This window comes from Serinicoccus chungangensis (genome assembly GCF_006337125.1).
Taxonomy (GTDB): domain Bacteria; phylum Actinomycetota; class Actinomycetes; order Actinomycetales; family Dermatophilaceae; genus Ornithinicoccus; species Ornithinicoccus chungangensis.
Genome location: NZ_CP040887.1, coordinates 2,139,602 through 2,153,812, shown reverse-complemented (window position 1 = coordinate 2,153,812; position 14,211 = coordinate 2,139,602). Strand labels below are relative to the sequence as shown.

The 14,211-nt window shown below is 73.4% G+C and carries 21 protein-coding genes and 1 pseudogene; 11 read left to right on the top strand and 11 right to left on the bottom strand.

Features of this window, described 5'->3' with window-relative positions; translation table 11 throughout:
• Positions 1 to 162 precede the first annotated feature (162 nt).
• From FHD63_RS09810 to FHD63_RS09795, 5 genes are all read right to left on the bottom strand, one after another.
• Positions 163 to 609, bottom strand: a complete 447-nt coding sequence (locus FHD63_RS09810; protein ID WP_139721905.1) for an arsenate reductase ArsC — start codon at positions 607 to 609, stop codon at positions 163 to 165.
• Positions 610 to 647: 38 nt separating this feature from the next.
• Positions 648 to 833 carry a low molecular weight phosphatase family protein gene (locus FHD63_RS16915; RefSeq protein WP_275100571.1) on the bottom strand — a complete coding sequence of 62 codons (186 nt, stop codon included), beginning with the start codon at positions 831 to 833 and terminating at the stop codon, positions 648 to 650.
• 32 nt (positions 834 to 865) lie between these two features.
• Complete coding sequence (locus tag FHD63_RS16910) at positions 866 to 1,267, bottom strand: three-helix bundle dimerization domain-containing protein (protein ID WP_275100570.1); 402 nt, start codon at positions 1,265 to 1,267, stop codon at positions 866 to 868.
• On the bottom strand, positions 1,219 to 2,268 hold the full coding sequence (arsB, locus tag FHD63_RS09800) for an ACR3 family arsenite efflux transporter (protein ID WP_139723087.1): 1,050 nt from the start codon (positions 2,266 to 2,268) through the stop codon (positions 1,219 to 1,221). Before arsB ends, FHD63_RS16910 begins: the two co-directional genes overlap by 49 nt.
• Before the next feature lie 83 nt (positions 2,269 to 2,351).
• On the bottom strand, positions 2,352 to 2,819 hold the full coding sequence (locus tag FHD63_RS09795; protein WP_139721904.1) for an ArsI/CadI family heavy metal resistance metalloenzyme: 468 nt from the start codon (positions 2,817 to 2,819) through the stop codon (positions 2,352 to 2,354).
• Positions 2,820 to 2,906: 87 nt separating this feature from the next.
• On the opposite strand from FHD63_RS09795, the gene FHD63_RS09790 reads away from it, so the two are divergent.
• Entirely contained in the window at positions 2,907 to 3,266 is a 360-nt protein-coding gene (locus FHD63_RS09790) for a metalloregulator ArsR/SmtB family transcription factor (protein ID WP_170215598.1), read from the top strand.
• Between the two features lie 12 nt (positions 3,267 to 3,278).
• Here FHD63_RS09790 and FHD63_RS09785 read toward each other — a convergent pair whose 3' ends face one another.
• The 3 genes from FHD63_RS09785 to FHD63_RS16615 form a co-directional block, all read right to left on the bottom strand.
• The gene (locus FHD63_RS09785; protein WP_158296747.1) at positions 3,279 to 3,632 is read right to left on the bottom strand and encodes a potassium channel family protein; all 354 of its coding nucleotides are present in this window, start codon (positions 3,630 to 3,632) and stop codon (positions 3,279 to 3,281) included.
• A gap of 474 nt (positions 3,633 to 4,106) precedes the next feature.
• Positions 4,107 to 4,277, bottom strand: a complete 171-nt coding sequence (locus FHD63_RS09780) for an SHOCT domain-containing protein (RefSeq protein WP_139721901.1) — start codon at positions 4,275 to 4,277, stop codon at positions 4,107 to 4,109.
• Positions 4,274 to 4,489, bottom strand: coding sequence for an ATP-binding protein (locus FHD63_RS16615; RefSeq protein ID WP_238705613.1), 216 nt, complete (start codon positions 4,487 to 4,489; stop codon positions 4,274 to 4,276). Before FHD63_RS16615 ends, FHD63_RS09780 begins: the two co-directional genes overlap by 4 nt.
• Here FHD63_RS16615 and FHD63_RS16090 point away from each other — a divergent pair.
• The gene (locus FHD63_RS16090; protein WP_170215579.1) at positions 4,442 to 4,675 is read left to right on the top strand and encodes a hypothetical protein; all 234 of its coding nucleotides are present in this window, start codon (positions 4,442 to 4,444) and stop codon (positions 4,673 to 4,675) included. The genes FHD63_RS16615 and FHD63_RS16090 overlap by 48 nt on opposite strands.
• Positions 4,676 to 4,867: 192 nt before the next feature.
• Here the strand turns inward: FHD63_RS16090 and FHD63_RS09770 are convergent, their stop codons facing one another.
• Positions 4,868 to 5,386 carry a DUF1269 domain-containing protein gene (locus tag FHD63_RS09770; protein WP_139721900.1) on the bottom strand — a complete coding sequence of 173 codons (519 nt, stop codon included), beginning with the start codon at positions 5,384 to 5,386 and terminating at the stop codon, positions 4,868 to 4,870.
• Between the two features lie 178 nt (positions 5,387 to 5,564).
• Here FHD63_RS09770 and FHD63_RS09765 point away from each other — a divergent pair, with 178 nt between their 5' ends.
• Entirely contained in the window at positions 5,565 to 5,831 is a 267-nt protein-coding gene (locus tag FHD63_RS09765) for an SCO4225 family membrane protein (RefSeq protein ID WP_139721899.1), read from the top strand.
• A gap of 12 nt (positions 5,832 to 5,843) precedes the next feature.
• Here FHD63_RS09765 and trxA read toward each other — a convergent pair whose 3' ends face one another.
• The gene (trxA, locus tag FHD63_RS09760; RefSeq protein WP_139721898.1) at positions 5,844 to 6,227 is read right to left on the bottom strand and encodes a thioredoxin; all 384 of its coding nucleotides are present in this window, start codon (positions 6,225 to 6,227) and stop codon (positions 5,844 to 5,846) included.
• A gap of 65 nt (positions 6,228 to 6,292) precedes the next feature.
• Between trxA and FHD63_RS09755 the strand changes: the two genes are divergently transcribed.
• From FHD63_RS09755 to FHD63_RS09720, 8 genes and pseudogenes are all read left to right on the top strand, one after another.
• The gene (locus tag FHD63_RS09755) at positions 6,293 to 7,903 is read left to right on the top strand and encodes an ABC transporter substrate-binding protein (protein ID WP_139721897.1); all 1,611 of its coding nucleotides are present in this window, start codon (positions 6,293 to 6,295) and stop codon (positions 7,901 to 7,903) included.
• Complete coding sequence (locus tag FHD63_RS09750) at positions 7,900 to 8,904, top strand: ABC transporter permease (RefSeq protein ID WP_202978366.1); 1,005 nt, start codon at positions 7,900 to 7,902, stop codon at positions 8,902 to 8,904. Before FHD63_RS09755 ends, FHD63_RS09750 begins: the two co-directional genes overlap by 4 nt.
• Entirely contained in the window at positions 8,894 to 9,775 is an 882-nt protein-coding gene (locus tag FHD63_RS09745) for an ABC transporter permease (protein ID WP_139721896.1), read from the top strand. Before FHD63_RS09750 ends, FHD63_RS09745 begins: the two co-directional genes overlap by 11 nt.
• Positions 9,772 to 10,863 (top strand): annotated as a pseudogene (locus FHD63_RS16905) (ATP-binding cassette domain-containing protein); the annotation flags it as partial. The gene FHD63_RS09745 and the pseudogene FHD63_RS16905, both read left to right, overlap by 4 nt.
• 23 nt (positions 10,864 to 10,886) lie before the next feature.
• Positions 10,887 to 11,309 carry an ATP-binding cassette domain-containing protein gene (locus FHD63_RS17035; RefSeq protein WP_202978465.1) on the top strand — a complete coding sequence of 141 codons (423 nt, stop codon included), beginning with the start codon at positions 10,887 to 10,889 and terminating at the stop codon, positions 11,307 to 11,309.
• Between the two features lie 79 nt (positions 11,310 to 11,388).
• Positions 11,389 to 12,804, top strand: coding sequence for an NAD-dependent malic enzyme (locus FHD63_RS09730; RefSeq protein ID WP_139721895.1), 1,416 nt, complete (start codon positions 11,389 to 11,391; stop codon positions 12,802 to 12,804).
• A gap of 38 nt (positions 12,805 to 12,842) precedes the next feature.
• Positions 12,843 to 13,220, top strand: coding sequence for a VanZ family protein (locus tag FHD63_RS09725; RefSeq protein WP_174964927.1), 378 nt, complete (start codon positions 12,843 to 12,845; stop codon positions 13,218 to 13,220).
• Positions 13,217 to 13,795, top strand: coding sequence for a YqgE/AlgH family protein (locus tag FHD63_RS09720; RefSeq protein ID WP_139721894.1), 579 nt, complete (start codon positions 13,217 to 13,219; stop codon positions 13,793 to 13,795). The genes FHD63_RS09725 and FHD63_RS09720 overlap by 4 nt, the downstream gene beginning before the upstream one ends.
• Positions 13,796 to 13,848: 53 nt before the next feature.
• Here FHD63_RS09720 and FHD63_RS09715 read toward each other — a convergent pair whose 3' ends face one another.
• Positions 13,849 to 14,190 (bottom strand): DUF3039 domain-containing protein, encoded by a 342-nt coding sequence (locus tag FHD63_RS09715; RefSeq protein WP_139721893.1) that lies wholly within the window; start codon positions 14,188 to 14,190, stop codon positions 13,849 to 13,851.
• Positions 14,191 to 14,211: the final 21 nt, after the last annotated feature.

Genomic DNA, 14,211 nt, shown 5'->3' with positions numbered 1-14,211 from the left:
TGCATGAGGACGAGCGCCACCAGGAGGCCGGCCAGGGCCAGCAGGCGCAGGCAGACTCCCCGGGTCCTGGACGGAGAGCGTGCAGGGCGTCCGTGCGCTGAGGCGGGGCGAGGCTGCACCTCCAGGGTACGAGAGGGTGGCTCGGGACGGGTTGCTCGGTCCCTAGGCCCCTGGGGTGGCCCGTGCGCGGTCCGCCGGGAGTGGCACGTCCAACGAGGTCAGGAGGTCGACGACCCGCTGGCGGATGGCGTCGCGGATGGGACGCACGGCCTCGATGCCCTGGCCGGCGGGGTCGTCCAGGGGCCAGTCCTCGTAGCGCTTGCCGGGGAAGATGGGGCAGGCGTCGCCGCAGCCCATGGTGATGACGACGTCGGAGAGCTGCACGGACTCGGTGGTGAGGACCGCGGGACGCGCCTGGCTCATGTCGATGCCGACCTCGCGCATGGCCTCGACCGCGGCGGGATTGACCGCGTCAGCCGGTGCGGACCCGGCGGACCGCACCTCCACGGCGTCGCCGGCGAGGTGGGCCAGCCACGCCTGCGCCATCTGGGAGCGGCCGGCGTTGTGCACGCAGACGAACAGGACGGAGGGCGGGGGGTTGCTGCTCACGGTTCCTCCTCGGAGGTGGGTCGGGGGTGTGACGTGGCTCAGTCGAGCACGTCGCGCAGGAGTGCGGTGACACGGGCCTGGATGTCGTCCCGGATGTCGCGCACGACGTCGAGGTCCGCGCCTTCGGGGTCCAGCACGGTCCAGTCCTCGTAGCGACGACCTGGGTAGACCGGGCAGGCGTCACCGCAGCCCATGGTGACGATGACGTCGGCGGCGCGCGTCACCGAGTCGGTCAGAGGCTTGGGGTAGGCCTCGGTCAGCGAGATCCCTTCTCTCGGCCAGGGCCTGGACGACGACGGGGTTTGAGCTCTCGGGACGGCCGCGAGCCCGCCGAGCGCACGTGCACCCGCCCGTCGGACAGGTGCTCGGCCAGCGCGGCGGCCATCTGGGAGCGTCCGGCGTTGTGCACACACACGAAGAGCAGCTCGGGCACCTTCTTGGTGACGCGACCCTCCGCCTGGGCCGCCGCGCTCAGCCGCTCGCGGGCATCCTTGGCGACGAGCACGGGCAGGTACGTGTGGATGGTCGACACCGCTTCGAGCCGCTGCCGGGCCTGGTCCACCGCGAGCTGGACCGACTCCCGGGAGTAGACGCCCTCGTAGGAGTAGGTCAGGTCGTCGACGATGGCGGTGGAGACATCGGGTCGGGATGCGGGCATGACGTCTCCTGGGCGGCTGCGGGGCTGGCGGCGCCGGACCGCCGCCTGAGGGCCAGAGACACGTAGACGAGGGCGACGAGGACGGGGACCTCGATGAGGGGGCCGACGACACCGGCGAGCGCTTGGCCCGAGGTCACCCCGAACGTGGCGATGGCCACGGCGATGGCGAGCTCGAAGTTGTTGCCCGCGGCGGTGAACGCCAAGGTGGTGGTGCGCTCGTAGCTCAGCCCGAGCGCGGTCCCGAGGGCGTAGCCGCCACCCCACATGATGGTGAAGTAGGCCAGCAGCGGCAGCGCGATCCGGGCGACGTCCAGGGGCTGGCTCGTGATGCGCTCGCCCTGCAGCGCGAAGAGCAGCACGATGGTGAAGAGCAGCCCGAGCAGGGCGAACGGGGAGACGCGGGGCAGGAACACGCCCTCGTACCAGGCTCGGCCCCTCGTCCGCTCGCCGATGGTGCGAGAGAGGTAGCCGGCGAGCAGCGGGACGCCGAGGAACACCAGCACGGAGACGGCGATCTGGACGAAGGAGACGTCCAGGGCGCTCTGCTCGAGGCCGAGCCACCCGGGCAGGACGGTCAGGTAGAACCATCCGAGGCCGGCGAAGGCGATGATCTGGAACAGCGAGTTGAGGGCGACCAGCAGGGCCGCGGCCTCCCGGTCACCGCATGCCAGGTCGTTCCAGATGATGACCATGGCGATGCACCTGGCGAGCCCGACGATGATGAGGCCAGTGCGGTACTCGGGCAGGTCGGGAAGGAAGACCCACGCGAGCGCGAACATCAGGGCAGGGCCGAGGACCCAGTTGAGGACCAGTGACCCGGCCATGAGACGCCGGTCCGAGGTCACCGCCCTCAGGCGTTCGTAGCGGACCTTCGCCAGCGGCGGGTACATCATGACGAGCAGCCCGATGGCGATGGGGAGCGAGATGCCGTGCAGCCGCACCGCATCGAGCGCCACACCCAGGCCCGGGACCGTGCGGCCCAGGGCCAGACCCAGGATCATCGCCACGCCGATCCAGACGGGCAGGAGACGGTCGAGGGGGGAGAGTCTGCCGGTCACCTGCTCCGGCGCGTCCTGGACGGCCGTCACCCGTGGCCACCTGCGGGCGTGCAGCACGCCGCGGAGGGCTCCAGGACCGGGATGGAGGCCGTGGCCGGCCGGGCGTCCGCGGGGTTCTCGTCCTTGACGACGTAGACCTCCCAGGGTGCCCCGGCAGGGTCGTGGACCCACACCTTGTCCTGCAGCGCGTAGCAGCAGGTGGTGTCGCTCTCGTCGAAGGTGGCCAGACCGCTGTCGGTCAGGCGGGTGCGTGCCCCCTCCACCTCGTCGACGCTGTCGACCTCGACGCCGAGGTGGTTGAGGGCCCCCTTCGCGCCGGTCCCGCGGGTGGCCTCGTCGGTCTGGATGAGCACGAGCTTGAGCGGGGGCTCGCTGATCGCGAAGTTCGCGTAGCCGGGACGCCGCTTGTGCGGCCCGACGCCGAAGAGGGTGGAGTAGAAGTCGACGGACGCGTCGAGGTCGACGACGTCGAGCGCGAGCTGCACGCGGCTCATGGTGCATCCTTCCTGGAGGCCATATCGATAGATGTCGATGTATGCATCGTGGCACCGGATATCGACATGTGTCAATATGGAGGGGTGATGAGTGCACCAGCACCCGACGGCCGTGCCCAGCTGGCCCAGGCGGTGGACCGGTGCTGCGCGACCGAGGGCGACTCCCCGATGACGCGCGAGGACGCCGAGCTCGTGGCCCGCCTGCTCAAGGCCGTCGCGGACCCCGTCCGTCTGCAGATCCTCGGCATCGTGCGCTGCTCACCCGGCCAGGAGATCTGCGCCTGCGACCTGCCTGCCCCCCTCGGCATCAGCCAGCCCACCGTGAGCCACCACCTCAAGGTCCTCGTCGAGGCCGGGCTGCTCACCCGCGACCGGCGCGGGCAGTGGGCCTGGTTCACCCTCGTGCCGGACCGGCTCGCGCTCGCCCGACGGGCCCTCGAGGTCTGAGGTCGCCCGGGGTTAGGCCTCGTCGTGGGGACGGTCGGACCAGGTCTGGGCCAGGAGGGAGACGACCATCGCGACCACGGTGACGAGGTAGACCTGGCCCAGCACGGCCTCGGTGGTGGCCAGCAGGCGGCCGATCTCGGTGCGTGCAGCAAGGTCGCCGTAGCCGAGAGTGGTGATACTGGTGAGGCTGAAGTACATGAAGGACGTGGTGGGCTGGGGGTCGCCGAAGAGCGGTGGCTGATGGTAGTGCTCGGCGGCGAGGAAGGCGTAGAAGAAGGCCAGCGCGATGAGCAGGTAGGCCGAGATGGCGCCCAGCAGGGTGGCTCGGACGACCTGACGGTGGTGCAGCAGCCTGCGGATGACCACGACGGGTGCGATGGCTGCCAGCAGGACCAGGGCGGCGGGAGCGGTCGAGGCGGAGACGTCGGTCGGGGTGGCAGCAGCTCCAGAGCAACCCTGGCGCCGAACCCCACGACGAGAACGGCGTCGACGAGGCGCTGCCACCGCTGGCTGGCCCCGGAGGCCCGCATCGCGAGGGAGAGCGTGGCGGAGACCACCGCCGTGGCCGCGATGGTCGACCAGTGCCGTGACCCCGACGGTGCGCTCTCCAGGTCGACGAAGAACAGCAGCACGGTGGTGGTGGCGGTCAGGGTGAGCAGCCACCCGAAACGGTCGACATAGCGCGACGCGGCGGGACGAGGCCTCGGCCGAGAACGACCTCGCACGTCATCCATCAGCGACGCCCCGACGCACCTGCGGGGTCCGCAGGACCCGGGGCCCCGGCGCAGCAGTGCTGCGTCGCCGCGGCGTCACGGGGGCAGGCATGCTGCGGACGGGGTGTCAGGACAGCAGCTTGGCCTTCGCGGCCGCGAACTCCGCGTCCGTGAGGACGCCGGCCTGCTGGAGGGCGGCGAGCTTCTGGAGCTCACCGATGAGGTCGGTGAACTGTGCGGTCGGGGGAGGGGTCGGCGCCGCCTGCTGAGCGGCCGCCGCCTGTGCCGCCGCGTTCATCTGCAGCTGCTGCTGGTAGTCGGCGTACTCCTGCTGCTGGGCAGCCTGCTGCGCCCGCGCCTGCTGGTTGCGGGGCCATACCGCCGCTCACCGCATGGGCGGTGCCGGAGCAGCACCCCGAGCGCGTAGGTCTTGCCGGAGCCGCTCTGCCCGCACCAGAAGGTATGCCGGTTCAGCTTGCGCGCCACCAGGCCGAGGGGGACCTCCGGCATGGACTGCAGCCGGCCCACGTGGAGCCGGCGGTCCGCCCGGAGACGACGGCGGCGACCTCCTCGTCGGAGGCGCGGGTCACCTCGACCGGCGTCGGCACGGGGGCCGGGGGGACGCCGTCGACCGTCACGAGCGTGCCCGAGGCCACGTGCTCGTCCTGGCCGACGGCCTCCAGCCGCTCGACCTGACCCAGCAGCCTCGAGCCACCGCTCTGCAGGTGCAGGAAGTCGCCGACCGCGGCGGTGTCCAGGATCCGCGGACCCGGAAGGAGCGGCCGTCCGCGGAGTCGAGGTAGGCCGAAGCCCCCCCGACGGACGTGTCGTCGGGGGGGCTCGTCGTCGTGCTCATGTCGGTGACCTGTCTCCGGCAGGGAGCCGAGGTCAGCGCTCGTCGCCGTCGGCGGCGGCCGACTCCTCCGAGCCGAAGATGTCGCGCACGGCCGCCTCGTCCTCGACGCTGAGGTTGGTGGCGATCAGCTCGCCCTGGTGGTCACCCAGCTCCTCGGCGATGCGGTCGCGCACGCCGTCGCTGGACATGAGGAACAGGGCGGAGGTCCCGGGGGTGACCTTCTCCCGCACGGAGTTGATGAACTCGTCGCTGATGCCGAAGTCCCGCATCGACCCGGAGAGCGCGCCCATGGCGGCGCCGAACGCCATCCCGAACAACGGGACGAAGAAGATGATGCCGAAGAGCAGGCCCCAGAACGCGCCGCCCGACGCCCCGGCGCCCATGGGGGAGAACGCCTGCTGGGTCCGAGGCTTCTTCTTGTCCTCGGGCCACGAGACCACGACCGCGTCGTGCACCGTGATGAGCTGCTTCTTCTGCAGCTCGATCACCTGGCCCCGGATCTGCTCGGCCCGCTGCGGGTCGTCGAACTTCCACACGGTCAGCGTCGCCATGGCACGCCCTCTTGCTCACGGGACCACCCGGATGGAGCCCCACCACCTGGGGGGAGTCTGGCACCGTCGCACCAGCGCCGTCTATACCCGCGAGGACGCCAGCCGTGGCAGACTTTCCCCGCAGAGCCGTCCTCGAGGAAGAGGTCCCATGGAAACGGTGTCGTGGTCACGCGCCCCGATGATCGCCACGCCAGTCTACCTGGCCCTGGTGCTCGTCGGGCTGCTCTTCATCCTGCTCGGGGACGACGCCCTGTCCGGGGTGTTCGCGGTGATCCTCACCCTGCCCTGGTCGGCCGCCGTCACCGGGCTCATGGACTCGGCCATGGAGGTCGACGGCGCCGTCTCGGGCTCCGTCGGTGTGGTGGTCGGCGCCGCGATCAACGCCGCCATCATCTACGGCGTGATGCGGTTCGTCACCCGGCGGCGGGGGGCACGACGGGCCTGAGGCGAAGCGCGCTCAGGACTGCTGGGCGGACTGCTCCTGCTCGGCCGCGGCCAGCTTGGCCCGCACCTCGTCCATGTCCAGCTCGCGCACCTGGTCGACCACGGACTCGAGGTCGCGCGCCGGGAGGGCGCCGGCCTGGCGGAAGACGAGCACGCCCTCCTTGAAGGCCATGATGGTCGGGATCGAGCTGATGCCCGCACCCTGGGCCAGCGCCTGCTGGTCCTCGGTGTCGACCTTCCCGAAGACGACGTCGTCGTACTTCTCGGAGGCCTTCTCGTAGTTGGGGGCGAACATCTTGCACGGGCCACACCACTCGGCCCACCAGTCGACCAGGACGATGTCGTTGTCCGTGACGGTCTGCTCGAAGGTGTCTGCGGTCAGATCTACGGTGCTCATGCGGGTTCCAACACAGGCACCGCTCGCCTTCTTCCATGCCCCGGCGCTCCTGCTACGGTCGCGTCATGCGAACGTTTCGCAACAGGTATGCCGCCCCCCTCGCGTCCGTCGTCCTCGCGGGCGTGGTGCTGGCGGGCTGCACCGACCCCACCGCGACCTCGCCCGGGGGCGGGGAGGGAGGCGCCGCCACGTCCTCCGCGGCGACCGAGGTCGTCGTCGCGACCGGTGGCGAGCCGGACAGCTTCAACCCGGTGCTGGGCTACGCCCGCTGGGGTGACGGCAAGATCGTCGAGGGGCTGGTGCGGCTCGGCGCCGACCTGCGCCCGGAGCCCGTCCTGGCCCAGGAGCTCCCGCAGGTGGGGGACGACGGCCTCACCTACACCTTCACGCTCAGCGAGGGCGTGAGCTTCCACGACGGGCAGGAGCTGCGGGCCGAGGACGTGGTGGCGACCTACGAGGCGGCCCTGGACCCGGAGAACGGCTCACCGGTGGCCGCCGACCTGACCGCGCTGGAGTCGGTCGAGGCCGTGGACGAGCGCACCGTCCGCTTCACCCTGGCGCACCCCCAGTCCGCGTTCGTCACCACCACCACCCTCGGCATCCTGCCGGCGGACCAGGTGGACGCCACCTCCCCGCAGGACGTCGTGGGCACCGGCCCCTACCAGGTCGAGGGCTACCGTGCGGGGGAGCGGCTGGTGCTGGCGGCCGACCCCGGCTACTGGGGCGAGCAGCCCGAGGTCACCCGGGCCACCTTCCTCTTCGTCGAGGACGACGCGGCCCGCGCCGCCCGGCTCGCCTCCGGCGAGGTGGACGCCGCGCTCCTGCCCACGCAGGCGCTCGGCCGCTTCGAGGACGACGAGGCCTACGACGTGGTCCGCCGCGACACCGCCGACTTCCGGGCGCTCGTCCTGCCCGAGGCGGGGGAGGTGACCGGCGACCCCGCCATCCGCTCGGCCCTGCACACCGGGCTGGACCGCCAGGCGGTCGTCGACGGCGCCCTGGCCGGCGCCGGCCGCCCGGCCTACGGACCGATCCCGCCCGAGGCGGCCGAGTACTCCGACGTCCTCGAGGTCGAGGCGGACCCCGGTACCGCCGAGCAGGGGCTCGAGGAGGCCGGCTGGGTCGAGGGTGGCGACGGGGTCCGCGCCCGGGACGGGCAGCGGGCCGCCTTCACGCTCATGTACCCGGCCGGCGACACGCTGCGCCAGAACGTCGCGCTCGAGGTCCAGGCCCAGGCTGCCGAGCTGGGCATCGAGGTCGAGCCGGAGGGGCTGAGCTGGGAGGCCATCGAGCCGCGGATGGCCGAGGACGCCCTCGTCTACGGCAGCGGCAACCCCTACAACGCCGACCTGTCGACCTACCCCCTCTTCCACTCCACGCGGGCCTTCCAGGGCTTCGACAACCCCGGGGGCTACGACTCGCCGGAGATGGACGCGGCCCTCGAGGCCGGCCGGGCCGCGCAGGAGGAGACGGCGCGGGTCGAGGCCTACGCCACGGTCCAGGAGCAGCTCGCACAGGACCTGCCCTGGGTCTTCCTGGCCTACGTCGAGCACGACTACGTCATCGAGGCGGACACCTGGGCGGGGTATGACGTGCCGCTCGTCGAGCCGCACGAGCACGGTCTCCAGGGCGGACCCTGGTGGAACCTCCCGTCGTGGACGATCGCCGGCGGGTGAGGCTGCAGGACCGGCTCCGCCCCGCCCGCTCACCGCTGACCGGGCTCCTCGTCCGACGGCTGCTGCTGCTCCCCGTCCTCGTGGCAGGCGTCACCCTCGTGATGTTCGCCCTCGCGCAGAGCACGCCCTTCGACCCGGTCCTCGCCACGCTGGGGGAGCGGGCCCTGACGATGGACGGGCCGACCCTCGAGGCGATGCGGGACCGGGCCGCCGACAGCGGGGCGGTGCAGCAGTGGGCCTCCTGGTGGGGCAACGCCCTGCAGGGGGACCTCGGCGCGTCCTCCAGCCAGCGCTCGCCCGTCGTCACCGTCATCGCGCAGCGGCTGCCGTGGACCCTCGGGCTCATGTCCGCCGCGCTGGTGCTGGCCGTGCTCGGGGGCCTGGTCGTCGGAGGGGTGGCCGGGACCCGGCCCGGGTCGTGGGCGGACCGGATGGTGGGCGGGGGGCTGCTCGCGCTCCAGGCGGCACCCCCGTTCTGGCTGGGTCTGGTCGCCGTGTGGGTCTTCGCCGTGTGGCTCGGGTGGCTCCCGACCGGTGGGGCGACCTCGCCGGGCTCGGGCACGGTGCAGCCGCTGGACGTGCTGCACCACGCCGTCCTGCCGGTCCTGGTGCTGGCGCTGTCCCAGCTGCCGTGGTTCGGTCTGGTCGTCCGCGACGCCACTCGCGACGCCCTGGCGGGGGTGCCGGTGCGCGCGGCCTGGGCCCGCGGCATACCGACGTCGCGGCTGCTGCGCCAGCACGCCGTCCGGCCCGCGCTGCTGCCCCTGGTGACCGTCCTCGGCGTGCGGGTGCCCGAGCTCATCACCGGCGCCGTGCTCGTCGAGACGGTGTTCTCCTGGCCGGGGGTCGCGAGCGCGACCGTGGACTCCGCGCTGCGCCTGGACTTCCCGCTGCTCGCCGCCCTCACCGTCCTCACGACCGTGCTGGTGGTGCTCGGCAACCTCGCCGCGGACATCGCCTACCGCGTCGTCGACCCGAGGGTGGGCCGTCATGACGGCTGAGGGGTGGCGCGAGGTCGCCGGGGCCCGCTCGAGGCCCTGGTCCGGGAACCGGCGCGCGGCGCCGAGGGGCGGGTCCGGACCCTGGTGGGCCGTCCTGGCCGGCGTGGTCGTGGTCGTCCTGCTGCTGGGCGCGGGCGCGGCCGACCAGCGGGCGGACTTCACGCAGGCCTTCCTACCGCCCTCGGTCGAGCACCCCTTCGGGACCGACCAGGCGGGTCGCGACCTGCTGGCCCGCAGCCTCGCGGGTGCCCGGGTGTCGCTCCTGGTCGGGCTGGTGGCGGCGCTCGTCTCCAGCGTCGTCGGAGTGGTCGTGGGCGGGCTCGCCGGCTCGCTGGCCTCCCGCGCCGGCGGTGGCGTCGTCGACGGCCTCCTGATGCGTCTCGTCGACGCCGTCAACGCCCTGCCGCACCTGGTGCTGGGCATCGTCATCGTCGCCCTGCTCGGGCCCTCGCTCGGGAGCGTGATCCTCAGCGTCGCCCTGACCCACTGGACGACCACCGCGCGCCTGGTGCGGGCCGAGCTGCTCGCCCTGCAGGGCGTGGGCTTCGTCGAGGCCGCGGTCGGGGCCGGCGCCGGGCGCTGGTGGGTGCTCTCCCGGCACCTGCTGGCGCACGTCATGGGCCGGGTGGTGCTCGCGACCGTGCTCATGGTGCCGCACGCGATCATGCACGAGTCGGCGCTGAGCTTCCTCGGGCTGGGGCTGCCCGACGACCAAGCCTCGCTCGGCACCATCATCGAGCAGTCGCGCACGGCCGTCCTCGCAGGGCACTGGTGGCCGGCGGTGCTGCCCGGCCTGCTGCTCGTGGGGCTGAGCCTGGTCGTCTTCGCGCTCGGCGAGCGGCTGCGCCCGGCGTCCCGGGGGCGCGCATGAGCACGACGGCAGACGGGACCGGGCCGCGGGGAGGGCTCCGGGTGGACGGCCTCGGGGTGGCCCTGCCCGACGGGCGCGGAGGTCACAGCACGGTGCTGGAGCAGGTGGACCTGCGGGTGCCGCGCGGACGCCTCGTGGTGCTCCTGGGCCCCAGCGGCGCGGGCAAGACGACGCTCCTGGCCGCCCTGCTGGGTCTGCTGCCCATCGGTTCCCTCGTCCGCGGCCACGGGTGGTGGGAGGACGACGACGCCGGTGCCGTCGACCTCGTCGACCCCGGCGCGCCCGTGCGCGAGCGGGTGCGTGGCCGCGTCGCGGCGTGGCTGCCGCAGGCTCCCGTGGGCGCCATGACCCCCGTGCTCACCGTCGGCCACCACCTCACCGAGAAGGCGCGGGTCCACGTGCCGGCCACGGCGGTGCCGTCCTCGGTGCGGTCGGCGATGCGACGGCACGACGTGGAGCCGCAGTGGTGGCGGCGGCTGCCCTCCCAGCTCTCCGGCGGGCAGGCGCAGCGGGTGTCCAACGCGCTGGCCCTGCTCGGCGACCCCGGGCTCGTCCTGGCCGACGAGCCCACCACCGGTCTGGACCGGCCCCGCGCGCGGGCGGCGGCGGCCGGGCTGACGGCGCTGGCGCACGACGAGGGCCGGGCGGTGCTCGTCGTCACCCACGACCTCAGGCTCGCCGAGGAGGCCGCGGACGCCGTGGTCGAGATCGACGGCGGGCGGTCCCGTGGCGCGGACGTGCCGGTCGGTGAGGTGATCGACCGGGCCCGCCGGGCCACCCACCGCCTGGCCCCGCACGCCACCACGGCGCAGCGCCCGTCGACGGCCGCCGCGGTGCCCTCCGCGTCCGGGGTAGGACCGGGCGACGGGGGAGGACCGGGCGACGAGGAGGGACCCGGCCTCGCCGCCGTGGACCTCACCCTGCGGCGCGGCCGGGGCACGCTGGTGCGCAGCGGGGTGACGCTGCGGGTCCGCCCGGACCGCACCACGGGCCTCATGGCGCCCTCCGGAGCCGGCAAGACGACGCTGCTGCGCACCCTCGCGCTGCTGCACCGCCCCTCCGCCGGCCAGGTGCGGGTGGACGGGCGCCCGGTCCACGGCACCGGTATGCCGTGCCCGCCGCCCTGCGCCGGCGCATCGCGTTCGTGCCGCAGGACCCGCGGCAGGGGGTCGACCCCCGCTGGACCCTCGGCCGCAGCCTGCTCGAGCCGTCCCGGCTGGCGGGGCGGGCCGGCGACGACACCACCGTCGCCCGGATGCTGGACCAGGTGGGTCTGGCCCCGGAGCTGGCCAGCCGCCGACCGGACGAGGTGTCCGGCGGCCAGCTGCAGCGGGTCGTGCTGGCCCGGGCCCTGGCCCTGGGGGCGGACTTCCTCCTGCTGGACGAGCCGACGTCGATGGTCGACGCCGCCACCGCGCGTGCGGTCGCACGGGCCGTGCACGAGCACCAGCACGCCACCGGGTGCGGGGTGCTGGTCGCCTCCCACGACGAGGAGCTCCTGCGCACCTGGTGCGACGTCGTCGTCGAGTGGTGAGCCCCGCCAGGGCGGCGGGCACGGCGCGCCGGGGCGGGCTGCATACTCCTCGCGCGGCCGGACGCGCCACAATGGGGCCATGAGCCCCGTCCCCTCTGTGTCGAACTCCATCACCGTCCGCCTCGAGCTGCCGGCCCGCGTCACCGCCGTCTCCGAGATCACCACCGCGGTGGCGGACGTCGGCGGCATGGTCACCGCGGTCGACATCAGCGACTCCGGCACCGAGCGGCTGCAGGCCGACCTCACGATCGCGACCTACGGCACCGACCACGCCGCCGAGGTCGTCGAGGCCATCAGCGAGGTCGACGGGGTCGAGATCGGCCGGGTCAGCGACCGCACCTTCCTCGCGCACCTGGGGGGCAAGCTCGAGGTGAAGTCCAAGCTGCCGATCCGCAACCGCGACGACCTGTCGCTCGTCTACACCCCCGGCGTCGCCAAGATCTGCCAGGCCATCGCCGAGAACCCGGAGGACGCGCGCAGCCTCACCATCAAGCGCAACACCGTCGCGGTCGTGACCGACGGGTCGGCCGTCCTCGGCCTCGGGGACATCGGGCCGCTCGCGGCGATGCCGGTGATGGAGGGCAAGGCGGCGCTCTTCAAGCGGTTCGCCGACATCGACGCCTTCCCCATCTGCCTCGACGCGCACGACAGCGACGAGATCGTGCGCGTGGTCAAGGCCATCGCCCCCGGTTTCGCCGGGATCAACCTCGAGGACATCTCGGCGCCCCGCTGCTTCGAGATCGAGGCCCGGCTGCGGCGGGAGCTGGACATCCCCGTCTTCCACGACGACCAGCACGGGACGGCGATCGTGGCGCTCGCCGCGCTGAAGAACTCCCTGCGGGTGGTGGACAAGGAGCTCGGGTCGGTCAAGATCGTCATGTCCGGGGCGGGGGCCGCCGGGTCCGCGATCATCCGCCTGCTGCTGCAGGCCGGGGCCACCGACGTCCTCGTGGCCGACGTCGACGGGGTGATCCACCCGCGGCGTCCTGACGTCATGCGCGGCGACAACGGCAACCTCGCGTGGATCGCCAGCCAGACCAACCGCGGCCTCGCGACCGGGACGCTGCAGGAGGCCCTCGTCGGGGCGGACGTCTTCATCGGTGTCTCGGCGGGCAACATCCTCACCGGCGACGACATCGCCCGGATGAACGACGACGCGGTCGTCTTCGCCATGGCCAACCCGGTCCCCGAGGTCGACCCGGTCGAGGCCGGCAAGCACGCCACCGTCGTCGCGACCGGGCGCAGCGACTTCGCCAACCAGATCAACAACGTGCTCGTCTTCCCGGGGGTCTTCCGCGGCCTGCTGGACGCCGCGAGCGACCACATCGACGACCAGATGCTCCTGGCCGCGGCCTCGGCGCTCGCCGACGTCGTCACCGCCGACGAGCTCAACCCGACCTACATCATCCCCAGCGTCTTCAACCCCAAGGCCACCAAGGCGGTCGCCCAGGCGGTCGAGGCGGCCGCGCGGGCGCGGCGCGAGGAGACGAGCTGACCGGCGGCCCTCCCGGGCGACCGCCCGGCCTGGACCTCGTGGTGGTGCTCGGGTGGTTCGCGCTGCTCGTGTCGCTGCTCGTCCAGGCCTACGGCCTCTACGCGCCGCAGATGCCCGGGCCGGACGGGGTGCCCGGTCTGGACAAGGTCGGCCACCTGGTCGCCTTCGCCGTGCCGGCCGCCCTCGCGTGGTGGCTGCGGGCGCGCTGGCTCGTGCCCGTCCTGGTGCTCCACGCCCTCGTGAGCGAGCCGCTGCAGCAGGTGCTCGCACCCGGTCGCCAGGCGGACCCGCTCGACGCCGCCACGGACCTGCTGGGCGTGGCGCTCGGGGTCTGGGTCGCCGCGACGACCCGGCGCCGGTGGGGTCATGATGGGGACATGGGCGCAACCTCGACGCCGACGAGGGGCCGGTCGTGAGCCCGCAGCGCCGGGATCGGGGCGAGGTCACCGGCCAGCTGCTCGTGGCCACCCCGCTCACCGGTGACCCCTTCGCCGGGTCCGTCGTGCTGGTCCTGCACCACGACGAGGACGGCGCCCACGGGCTCGTCCTCAACCAGCCGATGGAGGCCGGCGTCGACGCGGTCCTGCCGGAGTGGCAGCCCTTCGTGACCGACCCGGGGGTGCTCTTCCGCGGCGGCCCGGTGGGCCGGGACACGGCCATGGGGCTGGTGAGCGTGCCCGGCCACCTGCCGGAGGACCCCCCGCTCGGCACCCAGCTGCTCTTCGGCGGCATCGGGCTGGTCGACCTCGACGCCCCCGCGCCGCTGGTCGTGCCCGAGCTCGGCGCCTTCCGGATCTTCGTGGGCTACAGCGGGTGGTCGGCCGGCCAGCTCGACTCCGAGATCCGGCACGGGGCGTGGGAGGTCGTGCCCCGGGAGCCGCGCGACGCCTTCCGCGCGGACACCACCGGCCTCTGGCGTGACGTGCTGCTGCGCCAGCGCTCGGCGGCGTCCTTCCTCACGACCTGGACCGAGCACCCCGAGCGCAACTGACACCCGGCGCCGTCCGGGGTGGGCTCAGCCCTCGCCGTCGCCGGGGGGTGGGCTCAGCCCTCGCCGCCGCCGGGACCCCCGCCGGAGCCGCCGCCGTCCTGCGGCTCGCGCAGCCCTTCGTAGATCTCCTTGCACTGCGGGCACACGGGGAAGCGCTGCGGGTCCCGACCCGGCACCCACACCTTGCCGCACAGGGCGATGACCGGGTCGCCGCTGAGCGCCGACTCCATGATCTTCTCCTTGCGCACGTAGTGCGAGAAGCGCTCGTGGTCGCCCGGCTCGGAGAGGTCGGGCTGGACCCGGGTGTCCTCGCGCTCCAGCACGGCGGTCTGCGTGGACGGCTGGCTCGGTGCCTCGGGCGCGTCGAGGGGCTGGTCGGACATGCGGACGCTCATGCGCCCCAGTCTAGGCGCGCC